This is a genomic window from Azospirillum sp. A23 (assembly GCF_042938965.1).
GTDB lineage: Bacteria > Pseudomonadota > Alphaproteobacteria > Azospirillales > Azospirillaceae > Azospirillum > Azospirillum melinis.
Window position 1 is genome coordinate 1,281,530 of record NZ_CP170667.1, and the last position, 26,312, is coordinate 1,307,841.

Annotated in this window: 23 protein-coding genes; 12 read left to right on the top strand and 11 right to left on the bottom strand. The window is 66.7% G+C overall.

Annotation, left to right across the window (positions count from 1 at the left end):
• The first annotated feature begins 56 nt into the window (after positions 1-56).
• Genes serS through ABNQ40_RS23405 form a run of 4 tightly spaced genes read left to right on the top strand, consistent with a single transcriptional unit; the run spans position 57 to position 4,031 of the window.
• Entirely contained in the window at positions 57-1,328 is a 1,272-nt protein-coding gene (serS, locus tag ABNQ40_RS23390; protein ID WP_109051567.1) for a serine--tRNA ligase, read from the top strand.
• Positions 1,328-2,110, top strand: coding sequence for a 5'/3'-nucleotidase SurE (gene surE, locus ABNQ40_RS23395; RefSeq protein ID WP_109051568.1), 783 nt, complete (start codon positions 1,328-1,330; stop codon positions 2,108-2,110). The genes serS and surE overlap by 1 nt, the downstream gene beginning before the upstream one ends.
• A complete protein-coding gene (locus ABNQ40_RS23400; protein WP_109051569.1) occupies positions 2,107-2,760 on the top strand; it encodes a protein-L-isoaspartate(D-aspartate) O-methyltransferase in 654 nt (217 codons plus the stop codon). Before surE ends, ABNQ40_RS23400 begins: the two co-directional genes overlap by 4 nt.
• Positions 2,757-4,031 (top strand): LysM peptidoglycan-binding domain-containing M23 family metallopeptidase, encoded by a 1,275-nt coding sequence (locus tag ABNQ40_RS23405; RefSeq protein WP_109051570.1) that lies wholly within the window; start codon positions 2,757-2,759, stop codon positions 4,029-4,031. The genes ABNQ40_RS23400 and ABNQ40_RS23405 overlap by 4 nt, the downstream gene beginning before the upstream one ends.
• Here ABNQ40_RS23405 and ABNQ40_RS23410 read toward each other — a convergent pair.
• The gene (locus tag ABNQ40_RS23410) at positions 3,988-4,869 is read right to left on the bottom strand and encodes an ATP-binding protein (protein ID WP_109051571.1); all 882 of its coding nucleotides are present in this window, start codon (positions 4,867-4,869) and stop codon (positions 3,988-3,990) included. The genes ABNQ40_RS23405 and ABNQ40_RS23410 overlap by 44 nt on opposite strands.
• A 225-nt stretch (positions 4,870-5,094) precedes the next feature.
• On the opposite strand from ABNQ40_RS23410, the gene yajC reads away from it, so the two are divergent.
• The 4 genes from yajC to ABNQ40_RS23430 all read left to right on the top strand — a co-directional run bounded on the left by yajC (position 5,095) and on the right by ABNQ40_RS23430 (position 8,622).
• The gene (yajC, locus tag ABNQ40_RS23415) at positions 5,095-5,520 is read left to right on the top strand and encodes a preprotein translocase subunit YajC (RefSeq protein WP_098739828.1); all 426 of its coding nucleotides are present in this window, start codon (positions 5,095-5,097) and stop codon (positions 5,518-5,520) included.
• A gap of 125 nt (positions 5,521-5,645) precedes the next feature.
• Positions 5,646-7,244 carry a protein translocase subunit SecD gene (gene secD, locus ABNQ40_RS23420; protein WP_109051572.1) on the top strand — a complete coding sequence of 533 codons (1,599 nt, stop codon included), beginning with the start codon at positions 5,646-5,648 and terminating at the stop codon, positions 7,242-7,244.
• Positions 7,245-7,257: 13 nt separating this feature from the next.
• A complete protein-coding gene (gene secF, locus ABNQ40_RS23425; RefSeq protein ID WP_109051573.1) occupies positions 7,258-8,214 on the top strand; it encodes a protein translocase subunit SecF in 957 nt (318 codons plus the stop codon).
• A gap of 30 nt (positions 8,215-8,244) precedes the next feature.
• A complete protein-coding gene (locus tag ABNQ40_RS23430) occupies positions 8,245-8,622 on the top strand; it encodes an Mth938-like domain-containing protein (RefSeq protein ID WP_109051574.1) in 378 nt (125 codons plus the stop codon).
• Between the two features lie 76 nt (positions 8,623-8,698).
• Here ABNQ40_RS23430 and ABNQ40_RS23435 read toward each other — a convergent pair whose 3' ends face one another.
• From ABNQ40_RS23435 to ABNQ40_RS23450, 4 genes are all read right to left on the bottom strand, one after another.
• Positions 8,699-9,292: a superoxide dismutase gene (locus ABNQ40_RS23435; RefSeq protein ID WP_109051575.1), complete on the bottom strand. Its 594-nt coding sequence runs from the start codon at positions 9,290-9,292 to the stop codon at positions 8,699-8,701.
• A 5-nt stretch (positions 9,293-9,297) separates the two neighbouring features.
• Positions 9,298-10,686 (bottom strand): hydroxysqualene dehydroxylase HpnE, encoded by a 1,389-nt coding sequence (gene hpnE / locus ABNQ40_RS23440; RefSeq protein ID WP_391349058.1) that lies wholly within the window; start codon positions 10,684-10,686, stop codon positions 9,298-9,300.
• Complete coding sequence (gene hpnD, locus ABNQ40_RS23445; protein ID WP_247879811.1) at positions 10,686-11,624, bottom strand: presqualene diphosphate synthase HpnD; 939 nt, start codon at positions 11,622-11,624, stop codon at positions 10,686-10,688. The genes hpnE and hpnD overlap by 1 nt, the downstream gene beginning before the upstream one ends.
• Positions 11,625-11,694: 70 nt before the next feature.
• The gene (locus tag ABNQ40_RS23450) at positions 11,695-12,567 is read right to left on the bottom strand and encodes a squalene/phytoene synthase family protein (RefSeq protein ID WP_109050087.1); all 873 of its coding nucleotides are present in this window, start codon (positions 12,565-12,567) and stop codon (positions 11,695-11,697) included.
• 123 nt (positions 12,568-12,690) lie between these two features.
• Here ABNQ40_RS23450 and ABNQ40_RS23455 point away from each other — a divergent pair, with 123 nt between their 5' ends.
• The gene (locus ABNQ40_RS23455; RefSeq protein ID WP_109050086.1) at positions 12,691-13,545 is read left to right on the top strand and encodes a phytoene/squalene synthase family protein; all 855 of its coding nucleotides are present in this window, start codon (positions 12,691-12,693) and stop codon (positions 13,543-13,545) included.
• A 51-nt stretch (positions 13,546-13,596) separates the two neighbouring features.
• Here ABNQ40_RS23455 and trmFO read toward each other — a convergent pair whose 3' ends face one another.
• The 5 genes from trmFO to ABNQ40_RS23480 all read right to left on the bottom strand — a co-directional run bounded on the left by trmFO (position 13,597) and on the right by ABNQ40_RS23480 (position 20,681).
• A complete protein-coding gene (gene trmFO / locus ABNQ40_RS23460; protein ID WP_109050085.1) occupies positions 13,597-14,940 on the bottom strand; it encodes a methylenetetrahydrofolate--tRNA-(uracil(54)-C(5))-methyltransferase (FADH(2)-oxidizing) TrmFO in 1,344 nt (447 codons plus the stop codon).
• Between the two features lie 204 nt (positions 14,941-15,144).
• Positions 15,145-15,342: a hypothetical protein gene (locus ABNQ40_RS23465; RefSeq protein ID WP_098739838.1), complete on the bottom strand. Its 198-nt coding sequence runs from the start codon at positions 15,340-15,342 to the stop codon at positions 15,145-15,147.
• 62 nt (positions 15,343-15,404) lie between these two features.
• Complete coding sequence (gene uvrA / locus ABNQ40_RS23470) at positions 15,405-18,272, bottom strand: excinuclease ABC subunit UvrA (protein ID WP_109050084.1); 2,868 nt, start codon at positions 18,270-18,272, stop codon at positions 15,405-15,407.
• A gap of 172 nt (positions 18,273-18,444) precedes the next feature.
• On the bottom strand, positions 18,445-20,061 hold the full coding sequence (locus ABNQ40_RS23475; protein ID WP_109050083.1) for a CYTH and CHAD domain-containing protein: 1,617 nt from the start codon (positions 20,059-20,061) through the stop codon (positions 18,445-18,447).
• Positions 20,062-20,162: 101 nt separating this feature from the next.
• The gene (locus ABNQ40_RS23480; protein ID WP_109050082.1) at positions 20,163-20,681 is read right to left on the bottom strand and encodes a histidine phosphatase family protein; all 519 of its coding nucleotides are present in this window, start codon (positions 20,679-20,681) and stop codon (positions 20,163-20,165) included.
• 202 nt (positions 20,682-20,883) lie between these two features.
• Between ABNQ40_RS23480 and ABNQ40_RS23485 the strand changes: the two genes are divergently transcribed.
• Together ABNQ40_RS23485 and ABNQ40_RS23490 are read left to right on the top strand one after the other, a co-directional pair.
• Complete coding sequence (locus ABNQ40_RS23485) at positions 20,884-23,031, top strand: RNA degradosome polyphosphate kinase (RefSeq protein WP_109050081.1); 2,148 nt, start codon at positions 20,884-20,886, stop codon at positions 23,029-23,031.
• 23 nt (positions 23,032-23,054) lie between these two features.
• On the top strand, positions 23,055-24,623 hold the full coding sequence (locus ABNQ40_RS23490; protein ID WP_109050080.1) for a Ppx/GppA family phosphatase: 1,569 nt from the start codon (positions 23,055-23,057) through the stop codon (positions 24,621-24,623).
• Positions 24,624-24,693: 70 nt separating this feature from the next.
• On the opposite strand, the gene ABNQ40_RS23495 is transcribed toward ABNQ40_RS23490, so the two are convergent.
• Complete coding sequence (locus ABNQ40_RS23495) at positions 24,694-25,458, bottom strand: SDR family oxidoreductase (protein ID WP_109050079.1); 765 nt, start codon at positions 25,456-25,458, stop codon at positions 24,694-24,696.
• 381 nt (positions 25,459-25,839) lie between these two features.
• Here ABNQ40_RS23495 and ABNQ40_RS23500 point away from each other — a divergent pair, with 381 nt between their 5' ends.
• Positions 25,840-26,283, top strand: a complete 444-nt coding sequence (locus ABNQ40_RS23500) for a response regulator (protein WP_109050078.1) — start codon at positions 25,840-25,842, stop codon at positions 26,281-26,283.
• Positions 26,284-26,312: the final 29 nt, after the last annotated feature.

A 26,312-nucleotide genomic window follows, 5' to 3' on the forward strand; every position in this document is an offset into this window, starting at 1 on the left:
TGGCGGGGTCGCGCCGTATAACCAGTGCCCCACACAATTCGTTGATTGTTCGAGCCATGCACGACCTTCGCGCCATCCGTGAGAATCCCGAAGCCTTCGACCGCGGCCTTGGCCGCCGGGGACTGGCGCCGATGTCGTCCTCCGTGCTCGACCTCGACAGCCGCCGCCGCGCCGCGCAGACCCAGATGCAGGAGATGCAGGCCCGCCGGAACGAGGCGGCGAAGGAAATCGGCCTCGCCAAGCGCGAAGGGCGCGATGCCCAGCCGATCCTGGACGAGATGGCGACCCTGAAGGACCGCCTGCCCCAGGTGGAGGAGGAGGAACGCGCACTCGGCGCGGAACTCGACGCCATCCTGGCGGGCATCCCCAACATCCCGGCCGACGACGTGCCGGACGGCCCGGACGAGACCGCCAACGTCGAGGTTCGCCGCTGGGGCACGCCGCCCGACCTCGCCAACCCCAAGCAGCATTACGAGCTGGGGGAGGCGCTGGGCCTGATGGACTTCGAGGCGGCGGCCCGCATGTCCGGCGCCCGCTTCACCGTGCTGAAGGGCGGTCTGGCCCGTCTTGAGCGCGCGCTCGCCGACTTCATGCTGGACATCCACACGTCGGAGCACGGCTTCACCGAGATCGCGCCGCCGCTGATGGTGCGCGACACCGCCCTGTTCGGCACCGGCCAGCTGCCGAAGTTCGAGGAGGATCTGTTCAAGACCACCTCCAGCGACCATTACCTGATCCCGACCAGCGAGGTGCCGCTGACCAATCTGGTCAACGACCAGATCGTGGCGTCGGAGGAGCTGCCGCTGCGCTACACCGCGCTGACCCCCTGCTTCCGTGCAGAAGCAGGGTCGGCCGGGCGCGACACCCGCGGCATGATCCGTCAGCATCAGTTCTGGAAGGTGGAGATGGTCGCCATCACCGCGCCGGAACAGTCGGAGGACGAGCATCAGCGCATGACCCGCTGCGCCGAGACGGTCCTGGAGCGGCTGGGCCTGCCTTACCGCACCATCGTGCTGTGCACCGGCGACATGGGTTTCTCCTCGCGCAAGACCTATGACGTCGAGGTGTGGCTGCCGGGCCAGAACGCCTACCGCGAGATCTCCAGCATCTCCAATTGCGGCGATTTCCAGGCCCGGCGGATGAAAGCCCGTTGCCGGGCCAAGGGCGAGAAGCAAACTCAGTTCGTGCACACCCTCAATGGATCGGGTGTGGCGGTCGGGCGCTGCCTGATCGCGGTTCTGGAGAATTACCAGCAGCCCGACGGTTCGATCCTGGTTCCTGAAGCGCTCCGTCCCTACATGCGCGGAGTGGAGAGGATTTCCATCTGATGTTCGACCTGCCGCTCGACCTGTCCCGGACCCGGATCCTCGTCACCAACGACGATGGCATCCATGCCCAGGGATTGAAGGTCCTGGAAGCCATCGCGCACGAGCTGTCCGACGACGTCTGGGTCGTGGCGCCGGAGATGGAGCAGTCGGCGGCCAGCCATTCGCTGACCATCAACCGGCCGCTGCGTCTGCGCAAGCTGGATGAACGCCGCTTCACCGTCGACGGCACGCCGACCGATTGCGTGCTGCTGGCGGTGAACCATGTGATGAAGGACGCCCGTCCGACGCTGGTTCTGTCCGGCGTCAACCAGGGCTCCAACATCGGCGAGGACGTGACCTATTCCGGCACCATCGCCGCGGCGATGGAGGCGACCCTGCTGAATGTGCCTGCCATCGCCATGAGCCAGCATTACGAGCCGGGCCAGCCGATCGACTGGTCTGCCGCCGCCGCCCATGGCACCGACGTGGTGCGCAAGGCGGTGACGGTGGCTTGGCCCAAGAACGTGCTGCTGAACGTCAACTTCCCGGCACGCCCAGCCGCGGAGGTGACCGGCATCCAAGTGGTGCGCCACGGGAAGCGCAAGATCGGCGACGAGCTGTTCGAGCGTGTCGACCCGCGCGGCAAGCCCTACATCTGGATCGGCACGCTGCGCGGCGAAGCCGACGTGGCGGACGACACCGACATCCATGTCGTTTTCAACGGCGGCATCTCGGTGACGCCCGTCTATCTCGACCTCACCCATACGCCAACGTTGCAGACGTTGAGGCAGGCCTTCGTGTGACATACAACCCGCGCAAGATCCGCTTGCTGATGGCCCTTCGCGGGGCCGGCGTCACCGACACGCACGTGTTGGCGGCCATCGAGCGGATCCCGCGCGAGCTGTTCGTCCCGGAGGCTTTCCAGGACAGGGCGTGGGAGGATACGGCGCTGCCGATCGATCAGGGCCAGACCATCAGCCAGCCGCTGGTGGTCGGCCTGATGACCCAGGCGCTGGAATTGCTCCCGCGACATCTTGTCCTGGAGGTCGGAACCGGTTCCGGCTATCAGGCGGCGGTGCTGTCGCGCCTCTGCCGCCGGGTCTTCACCATAGAGCGGCTGAAGCCGCTTCTGCGTGAGGCCGAGGGGCGGTTCCGGGCGCTCGACATCGGCAACATCACCACGCGGCTCGGCGACGGGACGCGGGGCTGGCCGGAGCAGGCGCCCTTCGCCCGTATACTGGTCACAGCCGCCGGTGGGCCGGAGCCGCCAAAAGACTTGACGGATCAACTCGCCATTGATGGTGTCTTGGTCATTCCGTTGGGGACCGATCACCGCGACCAGAGGGTCGTGCGTTTCCGGCGCTCCGAAGCTGGCCTTATCCGGGAGGACCTGTGGCCCGTCCGTTTCGTTCCGCTGCTGTCCGACCCGCCGCAATCGGTCCGTTCCGCATGAAACCCGCATTTTCCAAGCGCGTCCTGCCCGCCCTGGTCCTGTCCGCCGCCGTCCTGGCGCTCGGCGCCTGCGAGCGGGTGGGGGGGCTTGCCCCCTTCACCACAGTTTCCGAGGTGCCGGATTCGGCCGGCGGCGCCATCAGCGTGCAGAAGGGCGACAGCGCCTACAGCCTGTCGCGCCGCTACAATGTGCCGCTGCGCGACCTGATCGAGGCGAACAAGCTGGCTCCGCCCTACCGGCTGGAAGTCGGGCAGCGGTTGGTCCTGCCGACCTCGCGCCAGTACATCGTGCAGAAGGGCGACAGCCTCTACAGCATCTCCCGGATGCACAATGTCGACGTCAGCGAACTGAGCCGGCTGAACAACCTGACCCCGCCCTATGCGGTGCAGGTCGGCCAGCCCCTGCGCCTGCCGGGCAGCAATGACAGCAATGGGACCATGGTCGCTTCCGGGATCGCCTCCGGCGGTGCCGTGCCGCTGACGCCGCAGGGTTCGCCTGCCGGTCGCGGGTCGGTGCAGGCGGCCGAGCTTCCGCCTCCCGGCGCGTTGTCCTCCGGCTCCATGTCCTCCGGCGGCATCGCCGCCACGCCGCTGCCGCCGCCGTCCAAGCCTGGGGCCGCGCCGGAACCGGCCGCAGCGCCCCCTGCCGCAGCCGGCGATACCGCCTATCAACCGGGCCAGGCGCCGACCATGCTGCGTCCGCCCGGCAGCAAGCCGGCGGCAACGCCGATTCCGGCACCAGCCGCACAGCCCGCTCCGCCTGCCGCCGCTCCGCAGCAGGAGGTTGCCGCCGCTGCGCCACCGAAGCCGGAGCCGAAGGCCGAGGTCGGCGCCCCGCCGCCGCGTGGCGGCGCCCGTTTCCTGTGGCCGGTAAAGGGCAAGCTGATCTCCGGCTATGGGCCGAAGCCAGACGGTCTGCACAATGACGGGCTGAACATCGCGGCCGCGAAGGGGACTGCCGTGGTCGCCGCCGACAACGGCGTGGTCGCCTATGCCGGCAACGAGCTGCGCGGCTTCGGCAACCTGCTACTGCTGAAGCATTCCGACGGCTGGATCACCGCCTACGCCCACCTCGACAAGATCGAGGTGGAGCGCGGCGCGTCGGTGAAGCGGGGGCAGGTGATCGCCCGGGTCGGCCAGACCGGCGGCGTGTCCTCGCCCCAGCTGCATTTCGAGCTGCGCAAGGGCAGCCAGGCCGTCGACCCGAGCGACCAGATGGACCGCAAGGTCAGCGAAGGGACTTCCCGAGGCGGCCAGCCAAGTCCTGGATGAACTGCCAGGCAACCCGGCCCGACCGGCTTCCGCGCGTGACCGACCATTCGACGGCCTCGGCGCGCAGCCGGTCTTCCGGGATCTCCAGGCCGAAATGGCGGACATAGCCCTCGATCATCGCGAAAAAGGTGTCCTGGTCGCAGTTGTGGAAGCCCAGCCACAGACCGAAGCGATCCGACAGCGACACTTTTTCCTCCACCGCTTCCGCCGGGTTGATGGCGGTCGACCGCTCGTTCTCGATCATGTCGCGCGGCATCAGGTGCCGGCGGTTGGAGGTGGCGTAGAACACCACATTGTCCGGCCGCCCTTCGATGCCGCCGTCCAGCACCGCCTTCAGCGACTTGTAATGGGCGTCGTCATGATCGAAGGACAGGTCGTCGCAGAACAGGATGAAGCGGCGGGCCTCGCCCTTCAACCGGGTCAGCAGGCGGGGCAGGGTGGGGATGTCCTCACGGTGGATCTCGACCAGCGCCAGTTCGCCCGGCCGCTCCGTGCAGATGGCGGCGTGGGCGGCCTTGACCAGCGAGCTTTTGCCGGTGCCGCGGGCACCCCACAGCAGGGCGTTGTTGGCCGGCAGGCCGGCGGCGAAGCGGCGGGTGTTGTCCAGCAGGATCTCGCGCTGCCGCTCGATGCCCTGAAGAAGCATGATGTCGACGCGGTTGACCACGGGAACCCCTTCCAGACGGTCGGGATCGGGGTGCCAGACGAAGGCATCCGCCGCACCGAAGTCCAGCGGCCGGTCCGGCGGCGGGGCGAGACGTTCCAGCGCCTCGGCGATGCGGGTCAGCAAGGGGACGAGCGCCTGATCGGCACCGGACTTTTCGATGGATTGCGACATAATTTTCCGGAAATTTTTTCTGGATGTTCCATGGAAAGTGGGTGCCCGCGCAGCCATCTTTCCGACGCCTTCGCACCGTAACACAGCAAGGCAAGCACACAAGCTGTGGTGCGCCCGCGGATTGTGGCGCATCACCATTGCATCCCGGTCATGGGCGGCTATAGTCGCGGCGTCCCGGCGGAACGCCGATCCGGTGCCGAGACCAAACCTGTAAGGAGCTTCCAGATGTTCGTTTCGACGGCTTATGCACAGACGGCGGCCCCGGCTGGCGGCGGCGGTGACATGCTCGTCCAGTTCGCGCCGCTGATCCTGATCTTCGTCGTCTTCTACTTCCTGCTGATCCGTCCGCAGCAGAAGAAGATGAAGGAGCATAAGGCGATGCTGTCGGCCATCCGCCGCGGCGACCGCGTCGTGACCGGCGGCGGCATCATCGGCATCGTCACCAAGGTCGGCACCGACGACGAGATCACCGTCGAGATCGCGGAGAATGTGCGCGTGCGCTGCCTGCGCTCGACCGTCAATCTAGTGCTCGCCAAGACCGAGCCGGCCGGCAAGTCCGGCGGCGACGCCGCGCCGACCGTCGATGGCGAGGCCAAGCCGGCCGACACCACCGCCGCCGGCGGGATCGGCAAGCTGTTCGGCCGCAAGTAAGCCGCAGCCGGGCCCCTCTTCCACGGGTCGGCCCGAAGGCGCTTCCCGTCCGGCCCGGCCGGTCGCCGCTAAAGCGTGGCGGACCGGTCGCCCGGACCGGGTGTCTGATCGGATTCGAGTGACGCATGCTCTATTTTTCGCGCTGGAAGATTTACCTGATCCTGGCGACCTGCATCGCCGGGTTCATCCTGATGCTGCCCAACTTCATGGGCCGCGACACGCTGGCGGCGCTGCCGTCCTGGTACGCCAACACCCGGGTGTCGCTGGGTCTCGACCTGCGCGGCGGATCGCATCTGTTGCTTGAAGTCGACATGGCCACCGTCATCCGCGACCGCGTGGAAGGTCTGGTGGACGGCGCTCGGCAGCAGCTGCGCACCGCCAATGTCGGCTATACCGCGCTGAACGCCGGCGAGCGCGCCGTGACCGTCCAGCTGCGCGACCCGGCCCAGGCCGAGGAGGCCGTGAAGGCCCTGCGCCAGCTCTCCAGCCCGGTTGCCCGCACGGCTCTGGGCGGCGGTCAGCCGGACCTCGACGTGACCGTCAACGGCGGCACGGTGACCGTGGCGCTGAGCGAGGTCGCCCTGCGCGACCGCGCCACCCAGGCCATCGAGCAGTCGATCGAGATCGTGCGCCGCCGCATCGACGAGACCGGCGTGAACGAGCCGACCATCGCCCGCCAGGGCAACGACCGCATCCTGGTCCAGTTGCCCGGCGTCGAGGATCCCGACCGCATCAAGCGGCTGCTCGGCACCACCGCCAAGATGACCTTCCGCTTGGTCGACGTGAACGCCGATCCCGCCACCGGCCGCGCCCCTCCGGGGTCCGAGATCCTGCCGTCGACCGAGGGCGACCGCTACCAGTCCAAATACGTCATCCGCAAGAAGGTCGAGGTCGACGGCGCCACGCTGCAGAACGCGTCGGCCGGCACCAACCCGCAGACCGGCGAATGGGTGGTGAACTTCGAGTTCAACACCGCCGGCGCCAACCGGTTCGCCGAGGTGACCAAGCAGAATGTCGGCCGGCCCTTCGCCATCGTGCTCGACAACAAGGTCATCAGCGCCCCCGTCATCCGCGAGCCGATCACCGGCGGCCGCGGTCAGATCAGCGGCAACTTCACCGCCGCCAACGCCAACGACCTCGCCGTCCTGCTGCGTGCCGGCGCGCTGCCGGCCCCGCTGAAGGTGATCGAGGAGCGGACCGTCGGTCCCGACCTGGGTGCCGATTCCATCCGCGCCGGCCTGACCGCCGTCGTCGTCGGCTTCGTGATGGTCTGCATCTACATGATCGCCTGCTACGGGCTGTTCGGCGCCTTCGCCTGCTCGGCGCTGTTCATCAACCTCGTGCTGACGCTCGCGGCGCTGTCGCTGTTGCAGGCCACCCTGACGCTGCCCGGCATCGCCGGCGTGCTGCTGTCGCTGGGTCTGGCGGTCGACGCCAACATCCTGATCAATGAGCGCATCCGTGAGGAGACGAAGAAGGGCCGTGGGGTCTTCGCCTCGATGGAAGCCGGCTTCAGCCGCGCCTACAGCACCATCGTCGACAGCAACCTGACGACAGCCATCAAGATGGCGCTGCTGTTCGTCTTCGGCACCGGCACCATCAAGGGCTTCGCCGTCACCATCACCTTCGGCATCCTCATCTCCATGTTCACCGCCACGGTGCTTGTGCGCCTGATGATGGTGACGTGGCTGCGCCGGACGCGTCCGGCCGTGTTGCCGGTCTGAGAGAGGTCTTCCGATGTTCCATCTCCGCCTCGTCCCCGACAACACCAAGATCCCCTTCATGAACGGCCGCATCGCCGGCCTCGTCGTGTCGGCGATCCTGTCAATCGCGTCCGTCGTCCTGTTCTTCCATCCCGGCCTGAATTACGGCATCGACTTCCGTGGCGGCATCGTCATCGAAGCCCGCACGCCGCAGGCCGCCGACTTCGCCTCGCTCCGCCATACGCTGTCCGGCCTCGGCATGGGGCAGGTGGCGTTGCAGGAGTTCGGGTCGCCGCAGGACGTGCTGATCCGTCTCGAACGGCAGCCCGGCGACGACGCCGCCCAGCAGGTCGCAGCCGACAAGGTGCGCAACACGCTGGCGCAGTCCATTCCCGGCACTCAGGTCCGCCGCGTCGAAGCCGTCGGCGCGTCGGTCAGCGGCGAGCTGTTCGCCAACGGCATGCTGGCGCTGGGCCTCGCCATGCTGGCGATGCTGGTCTACATCTGGTTCCGCTTCGAATGGCAGTTCGGCTTCGGCGCGGTGGTGACGCTGATCCTCGACATCACCAAGATCGTCGGATTCTATGCCATCACCGACATCCAGTTCAATCTGACGGCCGTGGCGGCGATCCTGACCGTCATGGGCTACTCGGTGAACGACAAGGTCGTGGTTTATGACCGCATGCGTGAGAATCTGCGCATCTACAAGAAGATGCCGCTGCGCGACCTGATCGACATGTCGATCAACGAGACGCTGAACCGTACCGTCGGCACCTCGGTCTGCACGCTGCTGTCGATCATTCCGCTGGCGCTGTTCGGCGGCGAGGCGCTGCAGGACTTCGGCATCGTGCTGATCTTCGGCGTCATCCTTGCGACCAGCTCGTCGGTGTTCATTGCCGCCCCCATCTTGCTGTTCCTCGGCGAGAATCGCCTGCGGCGCGGTTCTCCCGATGCCGCTTCGGCGGGCAACACCCCGGCGACCACGCCGTAACGCCGGACGTTTGGGGAAGGAGAGGGCAGCATGGCCGACATTATGCCGATGATCCCGTCGGACCGTCAGGTCATCGACGGCTACGGTCCGGGACAGTTCTGCATTTCCGGCCAGTGGCGTGTCGGCGCGGTGATCGTCCTGCCGGACCGCACCCTGGTGTGGGAGGCGACCGACGTCGCCTCCCTGTCGGTGGAAGATTTTGGGCCGGTGTTGGCGGCGGAGCCGAAGGTGGAGATTCTGCTGCTCGGCACCGGTGGCACCATGCGGATGATTCCGAAGGCCCTGCGCTTGGCCCTGCGCGAGCAGGGCATCGTGGTGGAACTGATGGACAGCCGTGCGGTGTGCCGGACCTACAATGTCCTGTTGGCCGAAGGTCGGCGGGTGGCTGCGGCGATGCTGCCGGTATAAATCCGAATACCCTCACCGGAAACGACAAAGGCGCCCGAAAGGGCGCCTTTGCTTTTTCATACCTCGACAGGAAACGTTACGCAGCCAGCTGCTCGGCGGCGAAGTCCCAGTTGGCGAGATTGTCGATGACCGCCTTCACGAAATCGGCGCGGCGGTTCTGGAAATCGACGTAATAGGCATGCTCCCACACGTCGATGGTGAAGAGCGGCTTCTGGCCGTGCGCCAGCGGGGTGTCGGCGTTGCCGGTCTTGCCGACCTTCAGCTTGTCGCCGTCCAGATACAGCCAGGCCCAGCCCGAGCCGAACTGGGTCAGGGCGGCCTGGGTCAGCTCTTCCTTGAACTTCTCGACGCTGCCGAAGTCGGCGACGATGCGCTGCTCCAGGGCGGCCGGCATCTTGCCGCCGTCCTTCTTCAGGCACTGCCAGAAGAAGGTGTGGTTCCACACCTGGGCGGCGTTGTTGAAGATGCCGACCTTGGACGAATCGCCGGCAGAGGCCTTGATGACCTCCTCCAGGCTGGCGTCGGCCAGCGGGGTGTCCTTGGTCAGGTTGTTCAGGTTGGTGACATAGGTCTGGTGGTGCTTGTCATGATGCAGGTGCAGGGTCTCCGACGAGATGTACGGAGCCAGAGCGTCGTACGCATACGGAAGCGGCGGAAGTTCGAACGCCATTTGATTTACCCTCTCTTATTTGATTGTCCTTCCGGGCCGTGCCTTGCGGGCACGGCACCTCCGTCCGTCCAAATAGGCCGATGACGGAAGCTTGTGAAGGCCGGAAACACTCTTGAACGTCGTATAGGGTTATTTCCATTCGACAAAGTGGCCACCGCCGCCCGGTTTCCCGAGCGCACGGCGGCCTCCAAGGTGGCGGGAAGTCCCGTTTCCGTCCAGTCGCCGGCCAGCGTCAGGTTGCTCCAGCGCGTGCGCGTCCCCGGCCGGCGCCTCACCGATTCGGGAGACTGGTCGGGGGTCGCCCGCCGCTCCTTCACCACGCGGACGGGCGGAATCGGGCCCCCGAGTCGCGGTGCCGGGAGCAGGTGGGGGGCGATCTCCGCCCACAGGCGGCCGGCGATCTCCTCGGCCGGAAGATCGGCCAGCGCATCCGCGTCGCTGACGGTGACCGACAGCAGGTCGTCGCGGGCGAACAGCCATTCCGCGGTTCCGCCGACCAGCCCGACAAAGGGCAGGCCGCCCGGCAGCCGCACCGGCCCGTCGAGCTGGAAATGCAGATTGACGATGGCCGGCCCCGGTGGCGGCACGGTCAGCCCCGGCACCAGCCGTTCCGCCACCCAGGCCGGCGCAGCGACGATCACGCTGTCGAGCGGGCCGAGCGTCAAGGCGCTGCCGGCGGCGGCAAATCCGGTCACGCGGTCCTGATCGAAGGTCAACCCATCGACCCGGGCGCCGAGATGCAGCGCCGCACCGGCTGCCCGCAGCCGTGCCAGGGCCGGTTCGACGAAGGCGGCGGACAGGCCGTATGGCGCCAGCACCGGCCGGCAGGCTGCCTCGCCGCACAGCAGCGTCTCGCGCAGCACCGCGCCGAACAGGCGGGCCGAGATGCGCTCCATCGGCCCGTTCAGCGCGGACACCGCCAGAGGGCGCCAGAGGGGCTCGAACAGCGCTCCACCGGGGGGGAGGCGGTCGGCGACGGAGTGCTTCCGACTGGCCGTCAGGCAGCGCAGGGCGGCGAGATAGTCGAGCGGCCGGCTGCCCGGCACCCGCCGGGCCGGGTCGAACAGCCATAGCCCACCGGGACGGAGGGTCCAGGCAGCACCGTCGCGCAGATCGAGGAAGGGAAAGACCGCCGGCCGCAGCTCCTCCAGCGCATCGGCTCCGCCGGTCCGTCGGGCATAGTCGAGCAGTGCCCGGTTGCCGCTGAGCACCATATGGTTGCCGTTGTCGATCAGCCGGCCGAGCGTCGCGTCATGGAAGCTTCGGCAGCGGCCGCCGGCCTGCGGAGCCTGATCGTAGAGCGCGACACGCTGCCCCGCCTCCACCAGCCTGACGGCGGCAGCCAGCCCGGCGAGCCCGGCGCCGATGACATGGACGGTTCCGGTGCCGCTCATCAGCCGGCCGGAGGGATGCCGAGCATGCAGCGCACCGCCACCCAGGCGCTTTCCCGCCGGCCGACACGGACGCGGGCCTTCAGGTCGCGCCAGCCGGCGGCGCGGAGGCGCTTCAGCAGGCGGTGGTACAGCACCATCATGGCGGTCGCCGCCCACAGCGATCCGCGCGCCTGCCCGGCGATGGCGGAACGTGCTTCGGCGAAGCGGGCTTCCGCAAGATCGGCCAACGCCTCACAGGCTTTGGGCAGGGCGGGGTTGGCCAACACCTCGTCCGGGTCGGTGGCGTCGATGCCGGCGGTCCGCAGCAGCTCGCGCGGCAGATACAGCCGGCGCAATTCCGCATCCTCAGCCAGATCGCGCAGGATGTTGGTCAGTTGCAGGGCCTCGCCCAGCGCCAGGGCGAAGCGCTCCGTGGCCGGGTCGGCACGATCGAAGACACGGATCGCCAGCATGCCGACGGCACCGGCGACGCGACGGCAATAGAGCCGCAAGGTGTCGAGATCTGGTGCCTGCATGCCGCCGGCCTCCTCGCCGGCGACATCCATCGCCATGCCGTCGATCAGCGCCTCAAACTCCGCCCGTGGCAGTCCGTAGCGCTCGATGGCGCCTTTCAGCGCAGCGGTCAGCGGGCCGCCGGGGGCACCGCCGACATAAAGGTCGCGGATGTCGCGGCGCCAGACGTCGAGGGCAGCCCGCTTGTCGGCGGGCTCGCCCGGTTCGTCGGCAATGTCGTCGATCCGGCGGCAGAAGGCATAGATGGCGAACATCGCCGCGCGCTTGGAGGCGGGCAGCAGACGCATCGGCCAATAGAAGGTGCTGCCGGACTTGGCGGTGACGGAGGTCGCCGTATCGGGTGCCGTCCTGTCCGGCGCGGTTTTGTCCGGCGACGTCGTGGATACCGGTTCCAGCGGGGCCGTCTCCAGCGGCGGAGGGGTCATCTGTAACATCCTGGGCATTGCACGTCGTGACGTGCCTGACGGTGCACGTCGCGACGTGTGGCCCAGGAGTTTATGCGGCGGAGAAGCTCCGCGCCAGCCCCCGCGCCACGGCGGCCAGCTTGTGATGCGCACCCAGCGTCACCCGGGTCTTCATCGGGTCGCGGGACTTCAGGCGCCGCGACAGCGATTCGGCGAGGCTGAGGATCACCGCCGCCTCCATCCGCAAGCCGCGATGCTGGATCAGGCCGGGCAGGGCGGCGGCGCGTTCCAGCAGGCGGTCGGTATGTTCGAGCGCCTGATCGAAGATGGCGCGCATGCGGGCGTCGCTCTCGACCTCCACAAGGCGCTCGACGCTGATTCCGGCCTCGTCGAACCAGGCCAGCGGGATGTAGCAGCGTCCGAGCTGCGTCCAGTCCTCCCGCGCGTCCTGGAGATGGTTCAACACCTGCAAGGCGGAGCAAAGCGCGTCGGACGCCGGTCCGGCGGCCACACCCTCGCCATGCAGCTCCAGCAGGTAGCGGCCCACCGGATTGGCCGAGAAGCGGCAGTAGAGAAGCAGGTCGCTCCAGCTATGGCAGCGGGCGCCGACCGAATCGCGGCGGAAGGCGCGCAGGATCTGGCGGGCATGGCGGTCGCTGACGCCGGTCTTCTGCAGGCTCTCCCGCAGATCGGTGGCCGGCTTCAGATAGGCATGCTTGGCCTGGCCCGAGGTCAGCGCCCGTTCCAGCGCCTCCAGATAGGCCAGCTTGGTCTCCGGTTCGAGATCCGCATCGTCGGCGATGTCGTCGGCCAGACGCACGAAGCGGTAGAAGGCGATCACATGCGGACGCAGATGCTTCGGTATCAGGCGGGACGCGACGGGAAAATTCTCTCCCGATTCGTCCTTGCGTGCGACCGGACCGGTCTTGCGGGGTTTCGTCGGGGCGATGTTGAAATCCGTCATGGGATCCCTGCCTGCTGCGCGTCGGGGCTGGCGGTGCGACCGTGTGTGCTTCATATAGGCGTAGCAACAGGCTTTGGCCCGTCCTTCCATCGCTCCTCCCCTCTTTTTCCAATCGGGCATCCCATGGTGAAGGCTGCGACCGACCTGTCCTATTGCGGACGGGAGGTTCGGAAATATGACAACGACCACTTTCTGGCAGGTCTGTTCACCCCCGCCGACAGGCGCGAGGCAACGTTCGCGCTCTATGCTTTCAACCTTGAGATCGCGAAAACGCGCGAGGTGGTCAGTGAACCGATCCTTGGCCAGATGAGACTTCAATTCTGGCGCGACGGCATCGAAGCCGTCTATGAGGATGGACCCGTACCCCGGCATGAGGTGATGGAGCCTCTGGCGCAGGCGGCGCGCGGGCTGGCGTTGAGCCGGTCCCTGTTCGACCGTCTGATCGATGCTCGGGAAGCCGATCTGGACGACACGCCGCCGGCCGACCTGACCTGTCTCGTCAACTATGCCGAGGTCACCGGGGCGCCGCTGGTCCAACTGGCTCTGGAGATTCTGGGGGTGCGGGACGCGGCGGCGATGGCGGCCGCGCGTCATGTCGGCATCGCCTATGCCTTGTCCGGTATCCTGCGGGCGGTTCCGTTCCTGGCTCGTCAGCACCGTCTGCGCCTGCCGGACGACCTGATGCAGCGCCACGGCGCCAACAGCGAGGAGCTGTTCGCCGGACGCTCTACGCCTCAATTGCGGCCGGTGGTTGGCGAGATCGCCGATGTGGCGCGCAAACATCTCGCCGACGCCCGCGCCCTGCGCCGCGACATGACGAAGGCGGCGATCCCGGCGCTGCTGCCGGCGACGCTGGCCGACCTGCATCTGGGCGTGATCGCGCGCGAGGGCAACGACGTGTTCGCTCCGCGCGTCCTGTTGGCCAATCCGTTCCGTCAGCTTCGGCTGGGCTGGGCGGCGATGCGCGGGCGCTACTGACGCCCGCGCTGCACGGAAACCCGCAGATACCCGCCGCTGGATACCCGTCGCTCAGCCCTTCAGCCAGCCGTCAAGATCGGCCATCGCCCGGCGGGTGTAGGCCAGCTTGCGCTCGCGGCCGCGGATCTTGTCATCCACCGGCGGGAACAGGCCGAAATTGACGTTCATCGGCTGGTAGGTTTCCGCCTCCGCCCCGCCGGTGATGTGGCCGAGGATGGCACCGAGCGCCGTGGTCACCGGGGGCGCACTGATCTCCTGCCCCAGACGCTCCGCGGCGGCGAAACGGCCGGCGAGCAGGCCGACGGCCGCGCTCTCCACATAGCCTTCGCAACCCGTGACCTGACCGGCGAAGCGCAGGCGGGGCAGCGACTTCAGCCGCAGGGCGCCGTCCAGGATGCGCGGGCTGTTCAGGAAGGTGTTGCGATGCATACCGCCCAGCCGGGCGAACTCGGCATTCTCCAGGCCGGGGATCATGCGGAAGATGCGGGCCTGTTCGGCATGGCGCAGCTTGGTCTGGAAGCCGACGAGGTTGTACAGCGTGCCCAGCGCGTTGTCCTGGCGCAGTTGGACCACCGCATAGGGGCGGCGTTCCGGCTTGTGCGGATTGGTCAGGCCGACCGGCTTCATCGGACCGTAGCGCAGAGTGTCGACGCCGCGTTCCGCCATAACCTCGATCGGCAGGCAGCCTTCGAAGTAGGGGGTGCTCTTCTCCCACTCCTTGAAGTTGAGCTTCTCGCCCTCGATCAGAGCGGCGATGAAGGCGCGGTACTCGTCCTTCTCGAAGGCGCAGTTGATGTAGTCCTTGCCGGTGCCGCCGGGACCGGGCTTGTCGTAGCGCGACTGGAACCACGCCTTCGACAGGTCGACGCTCTCCAGATAGACGATGGGGGCGATGGCGTCGAAGAAGGCCAGCGACTCCTCGCCGGTCTGGACGCGCACCGCCTCGGCCAGGGCGGGGGAGGTGAGGGGGCCGGTGGCGACGATGACGCTGTCCCACTCCTCCGGCGGCAGGCCGGCGACCTCCTCGCGCTGGATGGTGATCAGCGGATGGGTGGTGACCGCCTCCGTCACCGCATCGGCGAAACCGTCGCGGTCCATGGCGAGCGCGCCGCCGGCCGGCACCTTGTGCGCGTCGGCGCAGCGCAAGATCAGCGAGCCGCAGCGCCGCATCTCCTCATGCAGCAGCCCGACCGCATTGTATTCGGCATCGTCCGACCGGAAGGAGTTGGAACAGACCAATTCCGCCAGCTTGTCGGTATCATGGGCCTCGGTCTTGCGGACCGGCCGCATCTCGTGCAGCACGACGGGCACACCGCGGGAGGCGAGCTGCCACGCGGCTTCCGAGCCGGCGAGACCGCCGCCGATGACATGGACGGGGCGAAGGGAGTCGGTCATAGAGGCTATTTCCAAACAGAAGACTGCGGACGATTGGCGCGCAATCTAGGCTTTCTGCTCCCAAAACGACAGTCCTCAAACGGTCGCCGCCAGACACAGATCAGCCGGCCTTCGCGGAGAAGGCCGGCTGCAAGTCGATCAAGAGTCAGTCAGAACATCGATCCAAGCAGAGCATTGAGCCTGGGGCGTCAACCAAGCAGTGGCTCACTCGCTCTTCGTCGTCGTGCTGCGTTCGACGGTGGTGGAACCGGTCGGGGCCGGCGTCACGGTGGTCGAACCGTAGCTGGGGGTGGTGGTCGTCGTGGTCGTCGTGCTGGTGGTGGATTTGTCGGACCCGCAGGCCGCCAGCAGCAGGGCCGCACCAAGGGCGGCCCCCATACCGGTCAGAAGCGTCTTGCTCATGCCTCTCGTCTCCCATGCAGTGCGAATTCTGCCTGGAAGAACAAAGCGCAGCTTGCGTTTGTTCACGCCCTCTTTCGGGTTGCCGATTTCCGCACCACCGGCTTCGCCTTTAGGTAGGGGGCGAGATAGCGGCCGGTGTAGCTGCATTCCACCTTGGCGACATCCTCCGGCGTGCCTTCGGCGACGATCTCGCCGCCGCCGGTGCCGCCCTCCGGCCCCAGGTCGATGATCCAGTCGGCAGTCTTGATGACCTCCAGATTGTGTTCGATCACCAGAACCGTGTTGCCCTGGTCGACCAGCGCGTGCAGCACCTCCATCAGCTTTTCGACGTCGGCGAAATGCAGGCCGGTGGTCGGTTCGTCGAGGATGTATAGCGTGCGGCCGGTGGCGCGGCGGCTCAGTTCCTTGGACAGCTTGACGCGCTGTGCCTCGCCGCCCGACAGGGTGGTCGCCGCCTGTCCGATGTGGATGTAGCCGAGGCCGACGCGTTCCAGCGTGTCCAGCTTGTCGCGGATGCCGGGAACCGCCTTGAAGAACTCCTTGCCCTCCTCGACCGTCATGTCCAGCACGTCGGCGATGGTCTTGTCGCGGTAGGTGACTTCCAGCGTCTCGCGGTTGTAGCGCTTGCCGTGGCAGACGTCGCAGGTGACATAGACGTCGGGCAGGAAGTGCATCTCGATCTTGATGACGCCGTCGCCCTGGCAGGCCTCGCAGCGCCCGCCCTTGACATTGAAGGAGAAGCGGCCCGGACCGTAACCGCGCGCCTTCGCCTCCGGCAGGCCGGCGAACCAGTCGCGCATCGGCGTGAAGGCGCCGGTGTAGGTCGCCGGGTTGGAGCGCGGGGTGCGGCCGATCGGCGACTGGTCGATGTCGATGACCTTGTCCAGATGCTCCAGGCCCAGAACCGCGTCATGTTCGGCCGGATGCTCGCGGGCACCCATCAGCTTGCGCGCGACCGCCTTGTACAGCGTCTCGATGATCAGCGTGGACTTGCCGCCGCCCGACACACCGGTCACGCAGGTGAAGGTGCCCAGCGGGATCCTGGTCGAGACATTCTGCAGATTGTTGGCGCGTGCGCCCTGCACCTCCAGGAACTGGCCGGGATGGCCGGGCCGGCGGGTGTCGGGCACGGGAACGAAGCGGGTGCCGTTCAGATACTGGGCGGTGATGCTGTCGGGGTTCTTCTGAACCTCCTCCGGCGTCCCCTGCGCGATGACCGAACCGCCATGCTGGCCGGCGCCGGGACCCATATCGATCAGATAGTCGGCGCTGCGGATCGCATCCTCGTCATGCTCGACGACGACGACGGTGTTGCCGATGTCGCGCAGGCGCTTCAGGGTTTCCAGCAGCCGGTCGTTGTCGCGCTGGTGCAGTCCGATCGACGGCTCGTCCAGCACATACAGCACGCCGGTCAGGCCGGAGCCGATCTGCGAGGCGAGCCTGATCCGCTGGCTCTCGCCGCCCGAGAGCGTACCGGATCCGCGACTGAGCGTCAGGTATTCGAGGCCGACGGCGTTGAGGAAACCGAGGCGCTCGTTGATCTCCTTGAGGATGCGGTAGGCGATCTCGCGGTCCTTCGGGCGGAGATGCTCGTTCAGTTCGCTGAACCATGCACCGGCGCCGGCGATGGACAGCTCTGCCGCCTCGGAGATGTTGCGGCCGCGGATCTTGACCGCAAGCGCCTCCGGTTTCAGGCGGGCGCCCTTGCAGACCTCGCAGGGCTGGGAGGACTGGTACTTCGACAGCTCGTCGCGCGTCCAGGCGCTGTCGGTTTCCCGGAAACGCCGCTCCAGATTGTTGACGATGCCCTCGAACGCCTTGTTGGTCTGGTAGCGCCGCAGGCCGTCGTCGTAGGTCATGGTGATGGCAGACCCGTCCGAGCCGAAGAGGATGGTCTTGCGCACCTTCTCCGGCAGATCCTGCCAGGGCGTCGTCATCGACGCATCGAAATGCTCGCAGATGCTCTCGAGCGTCTGGTCGTAATATTTGGAGGTCGAACCCGCCCACGGCGCGATGGCGCCCTTCGACAGCGGCAGCCGCTCGTCCGGGACCACCAGCATCGGGTCGAAATAGATCTTGCTGCCCAAGCCGTCGCAGGCCGGGCAGGCGCCGAACGGGTTGTTGAAGGAGAACAGCCGCGGCTCAATCTCCGGAATGGTGAAGCCGCTGACCGGGCAGGCGAATTTCTGCGAGAAGACGGTCTGCTCGTTGGTCTCGGCATTCTCGACCCAGACGATGCCGTCGGCCAGCCCCAGCGCGGTCTCCAGCGAATCGGCCAGACGGTTGCCCAGCCCCTCGCGGACCACGATGCGGTCGACCACCACCTCGATGTCGTGCTTCAACTTCTTGTTGAGCGCCGGCACCTCGTCGATCTCGTACATGGTGCCGTCGACCCGCACGCGCTGGAAGCCGCGCTTGCGCAGGTCCTGGATTTCCTTCTTGTACTCGCCCTTCCGCCCACGGACGAAGGGTGCCAGCAGCAGCAGGCGGGTGCCCTCCGGCATTGCCATGATGCGGTCGACCATCTGGCTGACCGTCTGGCTTTCGATGGGCAGGCCGGTGGCCGGCGAATAGGGGATGCCGACGCGCGCCCAGAGCAGGCGCATGTAGTCGTAGATCTCCGTCACCGTGCCGACGGTGGAGCGCGGATTCTTGGAGGTCGTCTTCTGTTCGATGGAGATGGCCGGCGACAGACCCTCGATGGAATCGACGTCCGGCTTCTGCATCAGCTCAAGGAACTGGCGCGCGTAGGCCGACAGACTCTCCACATAGCGCCGCTGCCCCTCGGCATAGATCGTGTCGAAGGCGAGCGACGACTTGCCCGATCCCGACAGGCCGGTGATGACGATCAGCTCGTCGCGCGGCAGATCCACATCGACGTTCTTCAGGTTATGTTCCCGCGCGCCGCGGACGCTGATGTACTTGTTCATGGAGTGTTCTTTTACCCGAAGCTTTTCCGGATGGAAAGCGGCAAGGCGCCGCGACGCATGACGAAAATCGGCCGGCAGAGGAAATGGCCCAGAGGAAATGGCCCCCGCCGCCGGTCGGCTGATGATATATGCGCCAAGCGCGGCATTGCCACCGGCGCCCCGCGCGGGTCGGTCATGACCAGAAGGGCGGAACGGCCCGGAACCGCTTCCACAGCTCGGGCAGCGCCTTGCGCCGCTTTTCGGATTGGCGCTCGATCCAGGCGGCCACCGCGCCGACCGTCTTCGGGTCGGCGCCGGTCAGCGATGCGAGCATACGGGCGCTGGTGACGGCGTCCTGATCGGCGTCCAGTGCCGCCTGCAACTGTTCCAGCGCCGCGAAGAAGGGCAGGGTGGCCGCCTCCGGATAAAGTCCCCGGAAGAAATCGGCTGTATACCGCAGCGTGCGCATCCGCCGGCGCAGCTTGTCGCGCCCCTTGGCATCCTCCGGCGGCTTCGCCGGCTTGCCGAGCTTCGCCATGCGCGCCGTCAGCCAGCCGCCGGCAAGCGTGGTGACCGGCGCCGACAGCACGGCCCGCCGGTCGCTGTCCGCCTCCGACATCCAGCGGCCATGCTCCAGCCACGCGGCGAGGCCGAGGACCGTGGTGGTGCAGCCGGGCGCCAGAATCGCCGCCATCGCTTCTCGTGCCGGACCGGCCCCGGCGGAGCGGGCCAGCGACTCCAGCCGCTCCAATGCCGTCCGGTCGATGCCCGGGGCTGCCTTCGGGTCGGCAAGGAGAGGAACGAGGACGCCGGACATCAGCACGTCCCAGCCGCGCGCCGGTCCCAGCCGCTTGGCGAGCCCCCGGCTTTCCTCGATCAGCCGGTCGGCTTCCGGCGCGGCGATCAGCGGAGCGAAGAGGCGATGGGCGGTGCGCAGCCGGCGAAGCGCCACGCGCATGCGGTGCAGCCCCTCCACGTCGCCGCCGGCCAGCGCGCAGGACTCGTTGGCCAGGAACTGGCGCAGTGCCTGACGCAGGATATGGCGATAGGCCTCGGCGACCGTGGTCAGCGGCGACAGGCCGAGCGGTTCGGCCTCCACCGGTCCCGGCGCCCTGCCGGTGACCATCCGCAGACCTGCCTCCGCCTTGCTTTCGGTGCCGATGCGCATGGGGATGGCGGCCTGAAGCATCAGCGCCAGATCGAACAGGCTGGCGACCTTGCCGGCCTTCAGCTCCAGCTCCACTTCGCTGATCGGCAGGGAGTTGCCACCGGCATAGACGCCTCCGTCATCGACGGCCAGCTCGACCGCGGTCAGCGGATCGGGGCGCAGCAGCAGGGTGGTGCGCCGGAAATCGGTGATGAACAGGCAGTCCAGCGCATCGAGCGCCGCCGACGGCACCAGCCCGGCGACGCTGGGATCCGTCAGCACGCCGACATCGACCGCCTCGCCGGCGACGACCCACTCCCATTCCCGCCGCACGGCAACGGCGGCCGAATCGCCGGGGCTGGCGCTGTTGACGGTCTTCAGGGTCTGAACGAAGCGGTCGCCCTCCTGCCGCACGCGCAACGCCACCCCGTTGGCGGCGAGCTTGAAGTCGGGCGTGTCGAAATAGGCGGTTCGCAGCCTTTGTGTCGCCGCCGGGCCGTCGGCAATCGCCAGCAGCCCCGGCAGCGCAGCCACCCGCGCCAGATCCGCCGTCGCCGCATGCAGCTTCAACTCCACCTCGCGGAACGTCGATGCCGCCGGCTGCGCGTCGGGTCCGGGCTGCGGGCTGCTGGGCGGTGCCGTGGGTGGGCTGACGGGGGTCAAGGGGCGGCTTCCTCCCGAATCCGGCCGGGGCACGGCCTTGCGGCCGAACTGGCCTGGAGCGTATCAGGTGGATCCGTGGATACTCCAACCGCCGCCGCAGGTTAAGAGAGTTTACGCGGCTGCACAAAATCCGCCAGCCGGCCGGCGCCCATCTCCAGGTCGGCCCAATGCAGCGTCTCGAAGACCAGAACGGCGCAGGCGCCGGTCGGGAACTTGTCGGCCAGATCGTGGCGGAGGCCATGGTCGCCGCTGCCGGTCAGGGCGTTCGCCAATTCGTGAAGGTCGGGATTGTGCGCCACCAGCATCAGGCCGGTCGCGGAATCGGGAGCGTCGCGCAGCCTTTCCAGCAGTGTATGGGCGCCGCACAGATACAGGCCGCGTTCATGCTCCACCGGCGGATAGGGCGTACCCATCGCCGTCATCACCCGCTTGCGCGTTTCCACGGCCCGCACGGCGGTCGAACAGAGCACGAGGTCGATGTGCGCGTGATGCTTGGCCAGATAGGCGCCGACCAGGGTGGCCGCCTTCTCTCCGCGGGCGTTCAACGGGCGGTCATGGTCGCCCAGCGACGGATCGTCCCAGGAGGATTTGGCATGGCGCAGCAGGAACAGCGTCTTCATGGCGGAAATCGGCCGGCAGGGGAGGGGCGAGGGGGCAGGCGGCGGGATCGGCGAGGTGGGAAGAGGTCGCAGTGTTTAACCAAATGGGAGTCCTGAAACCGTAACGCATATGGGATACTCTGTCTGCCCACCATATAACCGTCGTCGGCATGGTTCAAAGCCAAGCGCCGGCGTTCGGGATTTCACGATTTCAGAGGTCGACGTGACGCATCTCCAGGAACTCGATTCGGTCGGTATCGAGCCAAACGCCCCGGAACGCTTCATCAATCGGGAGCTTTCATGGCTGGCCTTCAACCAGCGCGTCCTGGACGAAGCGGCCAACCCGAATCACCCGCTTCTGGAACGGCTGCGCTTCCTGTCGATCTCCGCCAGCAACCTCGATGAATTCTACATGGTCCGCGTCGCCGGCCTGAAAGGGCAGGTGGCCGCCGGCGTGAAGACGCCCAGCCCTGAGAATCTGACGCCGGCCCAGCAGCTGGTCGCGGTGAAGCAGCGCATCGCCGCCCTGATGGAGAGCCAGCAGGCCACGTGGCGTTCGCTGAAGGGTGAACTGCGTGGCGCCGGCATCTCGGTCGTCGATCCGGCCGACCTCAGCGAAGGCGAACTGGACTGGCTGGAAGCCAAGTTCCTGGACGATATCTTCCCGATCCTGACGCCCATCGCCGTCGATCCGGCCCACCCCTTCCCCTTCCTGCCGAATCTGGGATTCTCGCTGGCGCTCCAACTGCATGACCCGGTCAAGGGCCGGCACATCGATGCGCTGGTGCCGCTGCCGACGCAGCTTGAGCGGTTCCTGCGCCTGCCGGGTTCGGACATCCGCTTCATCCAGCTGGAAAAGGTGGTGATGCAGTTCATCGACCGCCTGTTCCCTCCGTTCCAGGTCAAGGCGCACGGCGTCTTCCGCGTGCTGCGCGACAGCGAAATCGAAATCGAGGAAGAGGCGGAAGATCTGGTCCGCACCTTCGAAAGCGCGCTGAAGCGCCGCCGCCGCGGCAGCGTCATCCGGCTCGCCACCGACAGCGGCATGGCCGCCGACCTGCGTGAGTTCCTGCGGCATGAGCTTAACGTCGCGTCGGACGATGTCTTCATCCTCGACGGGCTGATCGGCCTGACCGACACCAAGCTGCTGATCGTCGACGAGCGGCCCGATCTGGTCTTCCGCCCCTTCAACGCCCGTTTCCCGGAACGGATCCGCGATTTCGGCGGCGACTGCTTCGCGGCGATCCGCCACAAGGACATCGTCGTCCACCACCCGTACGAGTCGTTCGACGTGGTGGTGCAGTTCATCCGGCAGGCGGCGCGCGACCCGCAGGTGGTCGCCATCAAGCAGACGCTCTACCGCACCAGCAAGGACAGCCCGATCGTCGCCGCGCTGATCGAGGCGGCAGAGGCCGGCAAGTCGGTCACGGCTCTGGTCGAGCTGAAGGCCCGCTTCGACGAGGAGGCGAACATCCGCTGGGCGCGCGATCTGGAACGCGCCGGCGCCCAGGTGGTCTACGGCTTCGTCGATCTGAAGACCCACGCCAAGGTGTCGCTGGTGGTGCGGCGAGAGAAGAAGGCGCTGCGCAGCTACGTCCATTTCGGCACCGGCAACTACCACCCGATCACCGCGAAGGTCTACACCGACCTGTCCTTCTTCACCTGCGATCCGGCGCTGTGCCACGACGCCGCGGTCATGTTCAACTTCATGACCGGATACGCCACGCCGAAGGTGCTGGAGAAGATCGCCATCGCGCCGATCACGCTGCGCCAGCGCCTGTCGGACCTGATCGAGGCGGAAATCGCCCATGCCGTCGCCGGCCGTCCGGCGTCGATCTGGGTGAAGCTGAACTCCCTGGTCGATCCGGTCATCATCGACAAGCTGTACAAGGCCTCGCAGGCCGGCGTTCAGATCGACATGATCATCCGCGGCATCTGCTGTCTGCGTCCGGGGGTGAAGGGACTGTCTGAGAACATCCGGGTGCGCAGCATCGTCGGCCGCTTCCTGGAACATGGCCGCGTCATCTGCTTCGGCAACGGCCACCCCATGCCGAGCAATCAGGCCAAGATCTTCATCTCCTCCGCCGACTGGATGACCCGCAATCTGGACCGCCGCATCGAGACGCTGGTGCCCATCGAGAATCCGACGGTGCACGAACAGGTGCTCGACCAGATCATGGTCGCCAACATGAAGGACGATGCAAGCACCTGGAAGCTGGGGCCCGATGGCGTGTACCATCGCATCAAGGCTGGCCCCGATGCGTTCAGTGCCCATAATTACTTCATGACCAACCCCAGCCTGTCCGGCCGGGGCAGCGCGCTCAGCAATAAGCGCACGCCGCCGCGGCTGATGCTGCATACGGTGTCCTGAGGGCGGGTGACGGGAGCGAGAGTATGAACATTGAGAAACGCGCCGCCGCCAATTTCGGCGAGCTGGGGCAGGCGGTCGGCAGCGCTTCAGGCGTTGCGACCGCCGGGGAGCGCGTTGGAGACCGGGTGGGTGTGATCGACATCGGGTCGAACTCCATCCGTCTCGTCGTCTACGATGGGCTGACCCGCTCGCCGCTTGCCCTGTTCAACGAGAAGGTGCTGTGCGGTCTCGGGCGCGGCGTGGAGAAGGCCGGCGTGCTGAACCCCGACGGCGTCGCCCAGGGGCTGGCGGCGTTGGAACGATTCGCGACGCTGGCCCAGGGTATGCGCGTCGGCCGGCTCGACGTGATCGCCACCGCCGCCGTGCGCGATGCCCGAGACGGCGCCGCCTTCGTCGATGCCATCCGACGCCGGGCCGGCCTGACCGTCCGCGTCATCAGTGGCGAGGAGGAGGCGCGGCTGTCGGCCATGGGCGTGCTGTCGGGCACCCCCGGCGCGGACGGTCTCGTCGGCGATCTCGGTGGCGGCAGTCTGGAACTGGTCCCGCTCGACCGCGGCGTGATCGGCAGGCAGGTGACTCTGCCGCTCGGCCCGCTGCGGCTGATGGAGGTCGGCTCGACCAAGGGCGGCCCGGCCAAGCTGATCGACCAGCATCTGGAATCGCTGCCCTGGCTGCCGGCGATGAAGGGGCGGCCCTTCTACCCGGTCGGCGGCAGCTGGCGCGCCATTGCCAAGCTGCATATGGAACAGTCCGGCCACCCGCTGCACATCATCCACCATTACACCATCCAGTCCGCCGACGCGCGGGAGTTTACCGGCCTGATCGGCCGGCAGAGCCGTTCGTCGCTGGAGAAGATGGCGGGATCGCGCCGACGGCTCGACACGCTGCCTCTGGCCGGGCTGGTGCTGGAACGGCTGCTGCGCATCGCCCAGCCGTCGAAGCTGGTCTTCTCCGCCTACGGCCTGCGCGAGGGGCATCTCTATTCTCTGCTCTCGCCGGAGGGGCAGCGCGAGGATCCGCTGATGGCGTCGGCCGCCGATTGGGCGCGACGCTTCGTGCGGATGGGCGATCCGGCCTTGCTGATGTCCTGGACCGCCGGGCTTTTCGCCGGCGAGGACGACAACGCCATCCGGCTGCGCCATGCCGCCTGCCTGTTGAGCGACGTCGGCTGGGCCGACCATCCCGACTACCGGGCGGAACATGCCTTCCTGCGCGTGCTGCGTTATCCGTTCCCGGCGCTGGACCACGACGAGCGTGCCTTCCTCGCGCTTGCCGCCCATGCCCGCTATGCCGGCACCATCGACGTGCCGCTGACCGCACCGGTGCGGACGCTGGTGAGCGAAGGGCAGGGCATGAAGGCGCTGGTGCTGGGTCTGGCTCTGCGCCTTGCCCATACGCTGTCGGGCGGCGCCACGGCCTTGCTGGAGCGCACGAGCCTGAAGGTCGGCGATGGCCGCATCGTGCTGACCCTGCCCGACGACGGCAGCGTCCCGTCCGGCGAAGCGGTGCAGCGCCGCATCGATGCGTTGGCCAAGGCGATGAATCTCAAGGGCGATGTGGTCCAGCCGCTGCGGCCGCAGGCGGCGGAGTAGGGCCGGAGGAACAGGGCAGGGCCGGACGACGGTGAATGGCGTGCGGCCCTGCCCGTTCATGTGTGGTTGATCACGTCCGAGTGATCGAAACGCCGCCGTCCACCAGCAGCGCGGTTCCGGTGGTGAAACTGGACGTGTCCGACGCCAGATAGAGCGCCGACTGTGCGATCTCCCGTGGCGTCGCAAGGCGTTTCAGGGCGTGAAGCCCCTGGACGAAGGCCAGCGCCTCCGGCGTGCTCGACACGGCCCGTCCCATCGGCGTATCTGTGCCGCCCGGCAGCAAGGCGTTGGCGCGGATGCCCTGCGGTCCGTATTCCGCCGCGATCACCCGCATCAGGCCGATCAATCCGGCCTTGCTGGCCGCATAGGCGGCCATTCCGGGAAAGCCGACGGTATGGCCGACGAAGGTCGAGGTGAAGATCAGCGATCCGCCGCCGCGGGAGAGCATCGCCGGAATCTGGTGCTTGGCGGCATGGAAGGCGCTGGTCAGGTTGGTATCGATCACCTCGTGCCACATCTCCGCCGTCATATCGGGAAGCGGAACCTGCGCGCCGGTGGTGCCCGCATTGTTGAAAGCGACGTCCAGTCCGCCGAACCGGCGGATGGCGGTTTCGACCGCAGAGCGTGCGACGTCGGCATCCGCGACAGTGCCGGCCACGGCGACGGCATCGCCGCCAATGCTCCGAATCTCGTCCGCCAGCTGTTCCAGTTCGTCACGCCGCCGGGCCACCAGAACGAGTTTTGCGCCGTGTTCCGCGAACAGCAGCGCCGCCTCGCGCCCGATCCCGGAACTGGCGCCCGTGACGATTGCAATCTTTCCGTCCAGCTGTTTCATTGCCATTCTCCCATGCGGTGAATGGCCCGAAAGTCGCGAAACCGGTCCGGTTCGGGCTATCCGATTCTTGCTTTCGAATTCGCAAGGCCGAAGCGGACAGTGGCGGTATTATTTTCCATAACCTAACTTATGTGTTTTTGGTGTGCCGACCGGTAGCTTCTATTCCGAAGCGCAACCTGCCAGACAGGTGTCTGCAAAGTTCCTGTGTTTGGCTGCGGTTTCCGTGAAGCGCCTATAAGCCAAACCTGGAAAATATTCAAAATTCATCGATGGGAACACTCGTGGTATATAAGAGTATTTCCCAATTGTCTGTGAGTGTCTGAACTTCATATCCAACGACCTGCTCTCTCGGCATTTTCCCAATCCCCCACGCAGGTCAAAATGGAAGAGCTGTCCAAGCTGATCGATCACAAACTGCTTTCCGTTTTGGTTGTCGACGACAACAAATTCACTGCGGATCTGGTAAGAAAAATCCTGAATGCCCATGGGATATCAGAGGTTTATCAGGAATACAGCGGGGAGACTGCATTGGCGTGCCTGTTCTCCAACCAGATCAACGTGGTTATCTGCGATGTGGTGATGAAAGGAATGAGCGGGCTCCAATTTACGAAAGCTGTAAGGGACGGATACGTGCCTTTGCCTGGGAAAAAGGAAACCCCGATTGTAATGCTTACTGCCCATTCCGAGCAGAACATTGTCATGGCATCGTTGAAGATCGGTGCCAATGGCTACTTGGTTAAGCCGATAGTTCCGAAAAAACTTATGCAAATCATCTCGAAGTCGTGCAGAAGCACACTGCCCCTTCTGACAGTCCGAGGAAGTTGAGAAGAAATCAGCTTGATCGCCGGCGGTTC

What these genes read in the sequence shown, in the direction of transcription:
- serS (WP_109051567.1), top strand. Translation starts at nt 57, where the DNA reads ATGCACGACCTTCGCGCCATCCGTGAGAATCCCGAAGCCTTCGACCGC.
- surE (WP_109051568.1), top strand. Translation starts at nt 1,328, where the DNA reads ATGTTCGACCTGCCGCTCGACCTGTCCCGGACCCGGATCCTCGTCACC.
- ABNQ40_RS23405 (WP_109051570.1), top strand. Translation starts at nt 2,757, where the DNA reads ATGAAACCCGCATTTTCCAAGCGCGTCCTGCCCGCCCTGGTCCTGTCC.
- ABNQ40_RS23410 (WP_109051571.1), bottom strand. Translation starts at nt 4,869, where the DNA reads ATGTCGCAATCCATCGAAAAGTCCGGTGCCGATCAGGCGCTCGTCCCC.
- yajC (WP_098739828.1), top strand. Translation starts at nt 5,095, where the DNA reads ATGTTCGTTTCGACGGCTTATGCACAGACGGCGGCCCCGGCTGGCGGC.
- secD (WP_109051572.1), top strand. Translation starts at nt 5,646, where the DNA reads ATGCTCTATTTTTCGCGCTGGAAGATTTACCTGATCCTGGCGACCTGC.
- secF (WP_109051573.1), top strand. Translation starts at nt 7,258, where the DNA reads ATGTTCCATCTCCGCCTCGTCCCCGACAACACCAAGATCCCCTTCATG.
- ABNQ40_RS23430 (WP_109051574.1), top strand. Translation starts at nt 8,245, where the DNA reads ATGGCCGACATTATGCCGATGATCCCGTCGGACCGTCAGGTCATCGAC.
- ABNQ40_RS23435 (WP_109051575.1), bottom strand. Translation starts at nt 9,292, where the DNA reads ATGGCGTTCGAACTTCCGCCGCTTCCGTATGCGTACGACGCTCTGGCT.
- hpnE (WP_391349058.1), bottom strand. Translation starts at nt 10,686, where the DNA reads ATGAGCGGCACCGGAACCGTCCATGTCATCGGCGCCGGGCTCGCCGGG.
- hpnD (WP_247879811.1), bottom strand. Translation starts at nt 11,624, where the DNA reads ATGACCCCTCCGCCGCTGGAGACGGCCCCGCTGGAACCGGTATCCACG.
- ABNQ40_RS23450 (WP_109050087.1), bottom strand. Translation starts at nt 12,567, where the DNA reads ATGACGGATTTCAACATCGCCCCGACGAAACCCCGCAAGACCGGTCCG.
- ABNQ40_RS23455 (WP_109050086.1), top strand. Translation starts at nt 12,691, where the DNA reads ATGGTGAAGGCTGCGACCGACCTGTCCTATTGCGGACGGGAGGTTCGG.
- trmFO (WP_109050085.1), bottom strand. Translation starts at nt 14,940, where the DNA reads ATGACCGACTCCCTTCGCCCCGTCCATGTCATCGGCGGCGGTCTCGCC.
- ABNQ40_RS23465 (WP_098739838.1), bottom strand. Translation starts at nt 15,342, where the DNA reads ATGAGCAAGACGCTTCTGACCGGTATGGGGGCCGCCCTTGGTGCGGCC.
- uvrA (WP_109050084.1), bottom strand. Translation starts at nt 18,272, where the DNA reads ATGAACAAGTACATCAGCGTCCGCGGCGCGCGGGAACATAACCTGAAG.
- ABNQ40_RS23480 (WP_109050082.1), bottom strand. Translation starts at nt 20,681, where the DNA reads ATGAAGACGCTGTTCCTGCTGCGCCATGCCAAATCCTCCTGGGACGAT.
- ABNQ40_RS23490 (WP_109050080.1), top strand. Translation starts at nt 23,055, where the DNA reads ATGAACATTGAGAAACGCGCCGCCGCCAATTTCGGCGAGCTGGGGCAG.
- ABNQ40_RS23495 (WP_109050079.1), bottom strand. Translation starts at nt 25,458, where the DNA reads ATGAAACAGCTGGACGGAAAGATTGCAATCGTCACGGGCGCCAGTTCC.
- ABNQ40_RS23500 (WP_109050078.1), top strand. Translation starts at nt 25,840, where the DNA reads ATGGAAGAGCTGTCCAAGCTGATCGATCACAAACTGCTTTCCGTTTTG.